8 protein-coding genes and 1 pseudogene are annotated in these 8,363 nt (G+C 74.2%); 2 read left to right on the top strand and 7 right to left on the bottom strand.

Annotation, left to right across the window (positions count from 1 at the left end; genetic code table 11):
• Positions 1-125: 125 nt before the first annotated feature.
• Positions 126-1,367 carry an MFS transporter gene (locus ACFUEL_RS29710; RefSeq protein ID WP_380239862.1) on the bottom strand — a complete coding sequence of 414 codons (1,242 nt, stop codon included), beginning with the start codon at positions 1,365-1,367 and terminating at the stop codon, positions 126-128.
• A 231-nt stretch (positions 1,368-1,598) separates the two neighbouring features.
• On the opposite strand from ACFUEL_RS29710, the gene ACFUEL_RS29705 reads away from it, so the two are divergent.
• Positions 1,599-2,498, top strand: a complete 900-nt coding sequence (locus ACFUEL_RS29705) for a RimK family alpha-L-glutamate ligase (protein WP_380239861.1) — start codon at positions 1,599-1,601, stop codon at positions 2,496-2,498.
• Positions 2,495-3,637, top strand: coding sequence for an NAD(P)-binding domain-containing protein (locus ACFUEL_RS29700; RefSeq protein WP_380239860.1), 1,143 nt, complete (start codon positions 2,495-2,497; stop codon positions 3,635-3,637). The genes ACFUEL_RS29705 and ACFUEL_RS29700 overlap by 4 nt, the downstream gene beginning before the upstream one ends.
• A 200-nt stretch (positions 3,638-3,837) precedes the next feature.
• Here ACFUEL_RS29700 and ACFUEL_RS29695 read toward each other — a convergent pair whose 3' ends face one another.
• The 6 genes and pseudogenes from ACFUEL_RS29695 to ACFUEL_RS29670 all read right to left on the bottom strand — a co-directional run.
• The gene (locus ACFUEL_RS29695; RefSeq protein WP_380239859.1) at positions 3,838-4,629 is read right to left on the bottom strand and encodes an aminoglycoside phosphotransferase; all 792 of its coding nucleotides are present in this window, start codon (positions 4,627-4,629) and stop codon (positions 3,838-3,840) included.
• Between the two features lie 67 nt (positions 4,630-4,696).
• A complete protein-coding gene (locus ACFUEL_RS29690) occupies positions 4,697-5,167 on the bottom strand; it encodes a hypothetical protein (protein ID WP_380239858.1) in 471 nt (156 codons plus the stop codon).
• Between the two features lie 454 nt (positions 5,168-5,621).
• Entirely contained in the window at positions 5,622-6,470 is an 849-nt protein-coding gene (locus ACFUEL_RS29685) for a helix-turn-helix domain-containing protein (RefSeq protein WP_380239857.1), read from the bottom strand.
• Between the two features lie 15 nt (positions 6,471-6,485).
• Positions 6,486-7,004, bottom strand: a complete 519-nt coding sequence (locus ACFUEL_RS29680) for a DUF6879 family protein (protein ID WP_380239856.1) — start codon at positions 7,002-7,004, stop codon at positions 6,486-6,488.
• Positions 6,985-7,248 (bottom strand): hypothetical protein, encoded by a 264-nt coding sequence (locus tag ACFUEL_RS29675; protein ID WP_380239863.1) that lies wholly within the window; start codon positions 7,246-7,248, stop codon positions 6,985-6,987. Before ACFUEL_RS29675 ends, ACFUEL_RS29680 begins: the two co-directional genes overlap by 20 nt.
• A 391-nt stretch (positions 7,249-7,639) precedes the next feature.
• Positions 7,640-8,363: pseudogene (locus ACFUEL_RS29670) on the bottom strand (hypothetical protein); the annotation flags it as partial.

Genomic DNA, 8,363 nt, shown 5'->3' with positions numbered 1-8,363 from the left:
CGTGACCGGTCGTCGTGACCGGTCGTCGTGACCGGTCGTCGTGACCGGTCGTCGTGACCGGTCGTCGTGACCGGTCGTCGTGACCGGTCGTCGTGACCGGTCGTCGTGGCCGGTCGTCCGCGAACCTAGCGGGTGGCGGGGGCCTGCGGGCGGGTGTCACCGGACGGCCGCCCCCCGTTCGGCGAACCGTCACCCCGGCGGGGGCCCGCGGCCGGGGAGAGGGCGGCGGCAGTGAGGGCGAGCAGCAGGACGGGGACCATCGCGGCGCGCAGGCCGAGGTGTTCGCCGAGCAGGCCCAGCACCGGCGGTCCGGCGAGCAGGGCGACGTAGCCGATCCGGGAGGTCAGCGCGATCCGGCCGGTGGTGTCGGGGCCGGACTCGCCGGCCGCGGAGAGCGCCAGCGGGAAGCCGAGGGCGGTGCCCAGGCCCCAGAGCAGGACGGCACAGCCCGCGGCGGCGGGGGCGTCGGAGAAGGCGACCAGGGCGATGCCGGCGGCGGCGAGCAGGGCGCCGCCGCCGAGCACGGCGGGGCGGCCGAGCCGGGCGACCACGGGGCCGCCGGCGAACCGGCCGACCGCCATGGTGGCGGCGAAGCCCGCGTAGACGGCGGAACTCGGGCCCGCGGGCATGTCGTGGCCGTCGGCCATCAGCAGCGGCAGCCAGTCGGTGGCGGCGCCCTCGGCGAGCGTCATGGCGAACACCACGCCGCCGATCATCAGCAGTTTCGGGTCGAGGTACAGCCGCCGTTCGCGGGCGCCGCCCTCCTCCTGCCGGGGCAGCGCGCGTCCCAGGCCGGGGCGCAGGCCGGGCAGGGCCAGCGCGAACAGCACGGTGACCAGGAGCAGCACCGCGGCCAGGTGCCAGGGCACCGGGAGGCCCGCGGCGGCCCCGGCGACGCCGAGGAGGGCGCCGACGACGGTGCCGAGGCTGTAGCAGCCGTGCAGGGCGGGCAGCACGGGGCGGCCGTACTCGCGCTCCACCAGGGAGCCGTCGACGTTGCTGGCGACTTCCGAGAGGCCCATGCCGGAGCCGATCAGGAACAGGCCGAGGGTGACCAGCGGCGCGGAGGCGACGGCCGCGCCCAGCGCGGTCACGGCGGTGCTGGCCAGTACCAGGACCATGCCGGTGACGACGACGGGGCGGGTGGCGAACCGGGCGACCAGCGCGCCGGCCACCAGGATGCCGAGCATCGAGCCGACGGCCATGCCGGAGAGCACCAGGCCCATCTCGGCGGTGGAGGCGTCGAGCCGGTCCCGGACCTCGGGGGTGCGGGTGACCCAGCTGGCGAGCGAGAGGCCGGGGATCGCGAAGCACAGTTGCAGGGCCCGGCGGTGGCGTCGGACCGCCGGGGGCGGGAGCGGTGGCATGGGGGTGCGGTTCTCCGGGGGCAGGACGGTCCGGGGTCCCACGTACCCTAACCACCTGCCGGGGCGCCCCCGCGACCGCTCCCGGACGATCACGCTCCGCATCCGTCCGGACACCCGGCGGACATGCCGCCCGAAACCGTCGAATGACGGTACGAAATACCGATTGACACTGCTCAGCGGGCCGGTGGACGCTCGCTCCGCACCGCTTCGCCCCGACCCCAGGAGCCTCCCGTGAGCACCGCCGCGCACCAGCCCGCCCGCCGCCCCGCCAAGGTCGCGTACGCCACCTGCCGCGGGGTCGAGGACGTGGAGCGGCTGCCGGTGCTGGCGGCCTTCGCCCGGCTCGGGGTGGAGGCGGAGGCGGTGCACTGGAACGACCCGGCGGTGGACTGGGCGGGGTACGACCTCGTCCTGGTGCGCAGCGTGTGGGACTACATCCTGTACCGCGAGGAGTTCCTGGCCTGGACGCGCCGGGTCTCCGCGCTGACCCGGCTGGCCAACCCGGCGCGGGTGCTGGAGCGCAACACCGACAAGACCTACCTGCGCGACCTGGCCGCCGCCGGGCTGCCTGTGGTGCCGACGCTCTGGGTGGCCCCGGGCGATCCGGCGGACGCGGTCGCGGCGGCCGACTGGCCGGAGCTGGTGGTCAAGCCGACCGTCTCCTCCGGCGCGCGGGACACCGTCCGCACCACCGACCGGGCCGCGGCGCTGGCGCAGGTCGCCGCGCTGACGGCGGCCGGGCGGACGGCGATGGTGCAGCCGTACCTGGCGATGGTGGAGGACGAGGGCGAGACCTCGCTGCTGTACCTGGGCGGGGAGTTCAGCCACGCGGTGCGCCGCGGACCGATGCTGGGCGGCGGCTTCGCGGACGCGGCCCGCGAGCCGGACGCCGACCAACTGGCGCTCGCACAGCGGGTGCTGGCGGCGTCGGCGGAGCCGGGCGAGCTGCTGTACGCCCGGGTCGACCTGGTCCGGCTGCCGGACGGCGGGCCCGCGCTGATCGAGCTGGAGCTGACCGAGCCCCGGCTGTTCCTCGACCTCTGTCCGGGCGGCCCGGAGCGGCTGGCCGCGGCCGCCCGCGCGCTGCTGCCGGGGAACAGCCGGCCGCGCCCCGGTGTTTCACCGGTGTGACCGTTGAACGTGCAAGTACCGGGACCGCAACCACCGGGGCGGGCGCCGTCCGCGAGGTGGACGCGCTGGTGATCGGCGCGGGCCAGGCCGGCCTGTCCGCCGCCTACCACCTGCGCCGCCGCGGCTTCGCCCCGCACACCGGCTTCGTGGTGCTCGACGCGGACGACGCCCCCGGCGGCGCCTGGGCGCACCGCTCCCCCTCGCTCACCATGGCGACCGTGCACGGCTTCCACGACCTGCCGGACTTCGAGCTCCCCGCCACCGACCCGGCCACCGAGGCCCGCGTCGCCGTCCCCGGCTACTTCGCCGCGTACGAGGCCAGGCACGCGCTGCCGGTGCTGCGCCCGGTGAAGGTGCTCGCGGTGCGCGAGCGGCCGGACGGGCGGGCCGACGGCGGGCCGGACGGGCGGCTGCTGGTGGAGACCGACGCCGGCCGCTGGGCCACCCGCGCCCTGCTGAACGCCACCGGCACCTGGACGCGCCCCTTCCTCCCCCGGTACCCGGGCCGGTTCGCCGGGCGGCAGCTGCACTACGCCGACTACCGCGGCCCGGCGGAGTTCGCCGGTCAGCGCGTCGTCGTGGTCGGCGGCGGCGCCTCGGCCGTCCAGGTGCTCTCCGAGGTCGGCGCGGTCGCCGGGACGGTCTGGGTGACGCGCACCCCGCCGGTGTTCCACCAGGGACCGTTCACCGAGGAGTTCGGCCGCGAGGTGGTCGCCAGGGTGGACGAGCGGGTGCGGGCCGGGCTGCCGGTGCGCAGCGTGGTGTCGGTGACGGGCCTGGGCCCGAGCGTGGCCCACCGCCGGGCCGAGGAGCTGGGCGTGCTGCACCGCCGCCCGATGTTCGACCGGCTCACCGAGCACGGAATTGCCTGGGGCGACCAGGAGTTGGCCGTCGACGCGATCATCTGGGCCACCGGCTTCCGGGCCGAACTCACCCACCTCGCCCCGCTCGGCCTGCGCACCGCGGGCGGCGGCATCCGGATGGACGGCACCCGGGTCGCCGACGACCCGCGCGTCCACCTGCTCGGCTACGGGCCGTCCGCCTCCACCGTGGGCGCCAACCGCGCGGGCCGGGCGGCCGTCAACGAGGTGGTCCGCCTGCTGGGGGCGCCGGCACCGGCGCAGCCCGCCGCGGTCTGAACGGCCTCGCGGCCCAGGTACGACGCAGCCCAGCCGTCCTCCGCCGACCCGGCCGGCGTCGCCCCGTACAGCAGCGAGACGGCCCGCTCCCGGCCCCTCACGCCCTCCGGGGGCTCCCCCGTCCAAGTCCTCCGCGTTGGCCGTCCACGGCGTCAGCGGGAGAAGCCGCGAACGGGGAGACCACCCGCTCGGGGCCGTGCTCACTCGTACGCCGCCGCCCACGCCTCGGCCGCCGCGGCGAGCCGCATGCGCTGCGGCAGGGGGTCCTCGGCCGTCCGCGCCGACCACGCGGCCCGGACGGTCCGGGCGAACACGGACAGCCGGTCCGGTTCCGCCTCCCGGTACGCGGTGACGCCCCGCGCGACCCGGTCGGCCGCCTCCACCGTATGCCCGGCGGCGATGAGCCGGGGCACCCACAGCGCGGCGTCCGTCCACTCCGGGCCGGGGCAGGACAGCGCCCAGTCGATCACCCGGACCCGGGCACCGGACACGATCAGGTTGAACTCGCCCATGTCCGTGTGCGCCAGCGAGTAGCCGTCCAGCGCCCCCGCGCCGCCCGGCGGGACGAACCGGGCCAGGCGGTCGCTCAGGGGCTTCTTGCGGATGGTGGCGGGCCACGGACAGGACGACACCACGGCCAGCGAGGCGGCCACGAACGGCAGGTCCGGGGAACCCGGCGAGAAGTCGGGGTGGCGGCCGGGCCAGAACTCGTACCCGTAGAAGCTCCACCCGCCGCCCTCCGCACGCCACTTGGGGAAGGCGGTCAGCGGGGCCACGGCGGACACGTCGGCCTCGTGCCCGTACACCCACGCCCCCGGGGCGTCCGTCGGCACACCCTTGACGAACACCCGGCCGCCGTCCGTCTCCAAGAGGCTGGCGAACGCGGAGTTGACCCCGTTGCCCGCGCTCTGCGCCTTGACGACGGGGCCCGTCAGGGTCTCTACGGCTTGCCGTGCTTCGGCGGGGAGTTGATCCCATGCGGTGCGCGTCACTGCTGAGTTCCGTTCGTGAGCGGGATGGCCGGGGTCCCACGGCGGAAGCCCCGGCCGGAGGGCCGACCTACTTGCCCGCGAACGGGCTGTCGTGGCAGTTGGCGTGGCACTGCGAGCAGTCCGCCAGCTCGATCTCCGGCCAGAAGTCGGGTTCCAGCAGGAAGCCCAGTGCGGCGATGGCGTCGATGGCACGGTCCCGCAGCACCTTGCCTCCACCGTGCTGCTCCGGGTCCAGGTATCCCGGCTTGTGGTGCACCATCCTGCCGAAGCTGGCCGTGCACCAACCCATGTACGCCTCGGTGTTGAGCACGAAGGCGTGCCAGTAGTCGTCCACCTCCGGCGACGGGCTCAGCGGCCGGTCACTGGTCGCGCACGCCGTCAGGAAGGCGGCCAGCTGGCCGACCCCCAGTTCGGTCCGGATCTCGGGCACGTCCGGGTGGTTGGCCCGGTAGGTGGTGAGGATCAGCTCCCGAACCTCCGGGCCGATCAGGTCGCGCGGGTCCGTGGCGGCGAGGTCCACGGTGCCGTTCACGCTCATGGTGCTTACCTCCGTGTGGAGTTGCTCAGCGTCCCGATGGGCGGATACGCCCGCCGGGTGGTGCTGGCCCGCTCCGGCCGAGGCCCTTGCTGCGGCCGGCCGGCGTGGGGTCTCGCGGTCCGGGATTCCTCCTGACGTCACGCGGCGCGGCTGCCCGCGCCGGGCACCTGCGGACACCCGTCCTCGCGGGCGTGTCGGGCACGCCATCCCGCGATCTTTCGGGCGATCGTGGGGTGCGTCTCGACCGGGTACGCGGCAGCAACGTCGTTGAAGTACTCGCACGAGGGGCACGCGGTCTGCGACAGGGCAGCCCGCCTACCTGCTTGCTTCGCATCCACGCTCATGCCCGTTCCTCCCGTGCAGTTCCACGTGAAATCCCGTCAGCAGGAAGGTACGAAGAGACCGGAACAGGCGGCTACGAAGTTCTACGAGATTCCACGCCGGTTGGAACGCCTCACCCCAACAGCTCGGCGGCTGACGCGATCAGCGTCCGTGCGGCGGTCCCGTACACCGCCAGTTCGGCCAGTTCGGCGAAGGTCTCGGCGTACATCGCCACCTCGCTCGGCTGGGTGATCGTCAGGTATCCCGAGATCAGTTCGACGTTCACCTGTGCGGCGTCGAAGATCCAGAACCCTTCTGCGGGCCAACGCAACCGGTCCGGCCGCATCGGAAGCACGCCCAAGCTGACGTTGGGAAGGGAGCCCACCGTGGCCAGGTGGTGGAGCTGGTCCCGCATCACGGCGGCACCGCCGATGCCCGAGCGCAGCACCGACTCCTCCACCAGGAACGCGAACCGGCGGTCCCCCTCGTACATCACCCGTCGGCGCTCCATCCGGGCCGCGACGGCGGCGGACACGTCGTCCACCAGGCCCCGGCGCTGCTGGATCGCCTGCAACGCCGCCGTGGTGTATCCCGGGGTCTGGATCAGCCCGGGAATCAGCCACGACGAGTACGACCGGAACCGGTGCGTGCGCTCGTACAGCGGGCGTCGGGCCTCCTGTGCCTGCTTCAGCCCGGCCCGCTCCATCCGCCGCCACTCCACGAACATGCCCGTCACGGCACGGAGCGTGGCGATCAGGTCAGCCGCCCGCTCGGGCACCCCGCAGGCCCGACACCAGGCCCGGATATCGTCCTCGGACGGCGGGGTGTGGGCATTCAGCAGGCGGCTGACCTTGGACGGGTACCAGCCACAGGCGACGGCCAGGTCCCGCCCCTTGAGTCCGGAGTCCCGCAGTATCTCCCGGAGTTGGTCCGCGAGGCTCTGCCGGGCGCGCTGGACACTCGAAGATGCCGAATCGGCCATGTGCTCGGTTGCCGATCAGACGGGGCGGTACTCCGCGTGCGGGACGGCTCGTTGCCAAGCAGCCTCGTAGGCCGCGAGGTAGCGGGACGCCAGGTCGGCATCCTCCCGGACCTCCATCCCGGCCTCGGCCCACTGGCCGTCGCCGGTGAAGTGGTGCAGGATCACCACCCGCTCGTCCATGACCCACCCGTCCAGGCCGGGCAGCAGCAGGTCACCCGTCCGCGAACGCGGCAGCCACCTGACCTCTTCACCCGCCGCGACGTTCGGGAACGTCACGTCGTACTCGTACTTGATGTAGTCGGTCACCGGCTCCGAGACGACCCGCAGGCGACGCATGACGACGCCCCGGGAAGTCGTCTCGGCCACCACGTCCAGCCACGACCGCCACCACGACTCCCGGTCGGCCGAGTCCAGCCGCTTGCCGTTCTGCCAAGCGATGAACTCCGGGTCGTCCAGCATGTAGCCGTCCCGCATTTCAAGGTGCACCGCAGAGCGCTGCGCCTTGGCGAGTTGTTCACGAACCGCTGTTGCCACGGGTGTTGTCCTCCGGTCGGGGGATGAACTGGAGCATGTTCGCAGGGAGCCGGATCACGGTCTCGTGGTCCGGCACGTCGGTGGAGTGGCCAGGGACCGAGCCCACCTCCTGCGCCTCCCGAACGGTGGCCTCGTCGGCCTTGTACGACTGGATGACCAGATCTCCGGTCACGTCGTCCAGCCAGATGGTCGGAGAGCCGTCATCCGGCGTGTTCGGGTAGATGCCAAGGAACTTTAGGGCCATCTCGTCCTCCAACGTCGCTCAGGTTCAACGTGGTTCCAAGGATGCGACCGGAGAGTGCACCTGTCAGGCGTATCGCATTCTGATGAACTGTCAGTCAGTGGCGCCAGCGATCCGACGGGACGTCAGGATCACGGAGGGTCCAGGGCCGGCGGAGCGGAGAGCGACGAGGGCGGAACGAGAGAAAGGCCCCGCCCTGCCTCCGGGGTGGGGCAGGGCAGGGCCTTGGGGCGCTCGTCGGTTCCGGGGCTGCGGCGGTCGGGTCAGCGCCGCCTCCCCCGGCGGCGGGCCGGTGCGGCGTCGCGGGCGTCGTGGCCGCGCGGTGCGGTCCCCGGTGTCGGGCGGAGGAGACGCAGGATGCGGTCGGCGGCGGTGCGGTGGCGTTCGACCCGCCTCAGCCCAGCCGTTCCAGCGCCGTCCGGGCCGCCGCGCACAGTTCCTCGTCCAGGGCGACGGTCGCGCCGTGGCGGCGTTCGGAGGCCAGCAGGGCGCGCAGGAGCGGTGCGGACTCTGCGGCGGGGGTGCCGATCGCGCCCAGCAGCCGGACCGCCCGCAGGGTCGGCTCGTCCGCCTCGCCGTGGGCCGGGCCGGTGATCAGGCGCCGCAGGACGGGCAGGACGGGGGCCGGCTCGCCGGTGATCCGCCACCAGGCTTCGGCCGCGCCGATCCGGTTGAACTCGCCCGGGGCGTCCAGGAGTTCCCGGACCGGATCGGCGAAGTCGATTGCCAGCGGCCCGAGTTCGGCGAGGTAGCGGTGCACCGGGCGGCCCAGACCGGCCCGGACGGCCGCGCCGACGGTGCGCAGCGCGAGGTCCGGGTCGCCGGTGATCCGCCAGTGTGCCCGGGCGGCGGCCTGGGCCCCGTGCCAGTGGCGGCCGGTCGCGAGCCGAGCCAACTCCCCTGCGGCCCAGGCGGCTTGCGGGCCGATCTCGCCCAGCGCCTCGGCGGCCGCTCGGGCGGTGATCGAGGGCGCGGCCAGCAGCGCGGTCAGCTCCGGGGCCAGGGGGGCGGCGGCCGGACCCCAGCTCCGGGCCGCCCTCAGCGCCTCGTCCAGACCGCGGACCTCCCAGCGGTGGGACTTCTTCGCTTTGGCGAGGACGCGGCGCACGGTGGGCAGC

Source organism: Kitasatospora sp. NPDC057198 (assembly GCF_042670125.1).
Lineage (GTDB): Bacteria > Actinomycetota > Actinomycetes > Streptomycetales > Streptomycetaceae > Kitasatospora.
The sequence above is the reverse complement of the archived record's forward strand: the minus strand, read 5'-3'. Positions and strand labels throughout refer to the sequence as shown.

Excerpts from the sequence above, each read along its gene's own strand:
- ACFUEL_RS29710 (WP_380239862.1), bottom strand. The coding sequence starts at position 1,367 with ATGCCACCGCTCCCGCCCCCGGCGGTCCGACGCCACCGCCGGGCCCTG.
- ACFUEL_RS29690 (WP_380239858.1), bottom strand. The coding sequence starts at position 5,167 with ATGAGCGTGAACGGCACCGTGGACCTCGCCGCCACGGACCCGCGCGAC.
- ACFUEL_RS29685 (WP_380239857.1), bottom strand. The coding sequence starts at position 6,470 with ATGGCCGATTCGGCATCTTCGAGTGTCCAGCGCGCCCGGCAGAGCCTC.
- ACFUEL_RS29675 (WP_380239863.1), bottom strand. The coding sequence starts at position 7,248 with ATGGCCCTAAAGTTCCTTGGCATCTACCCGAACACGCCGGATGACGGC.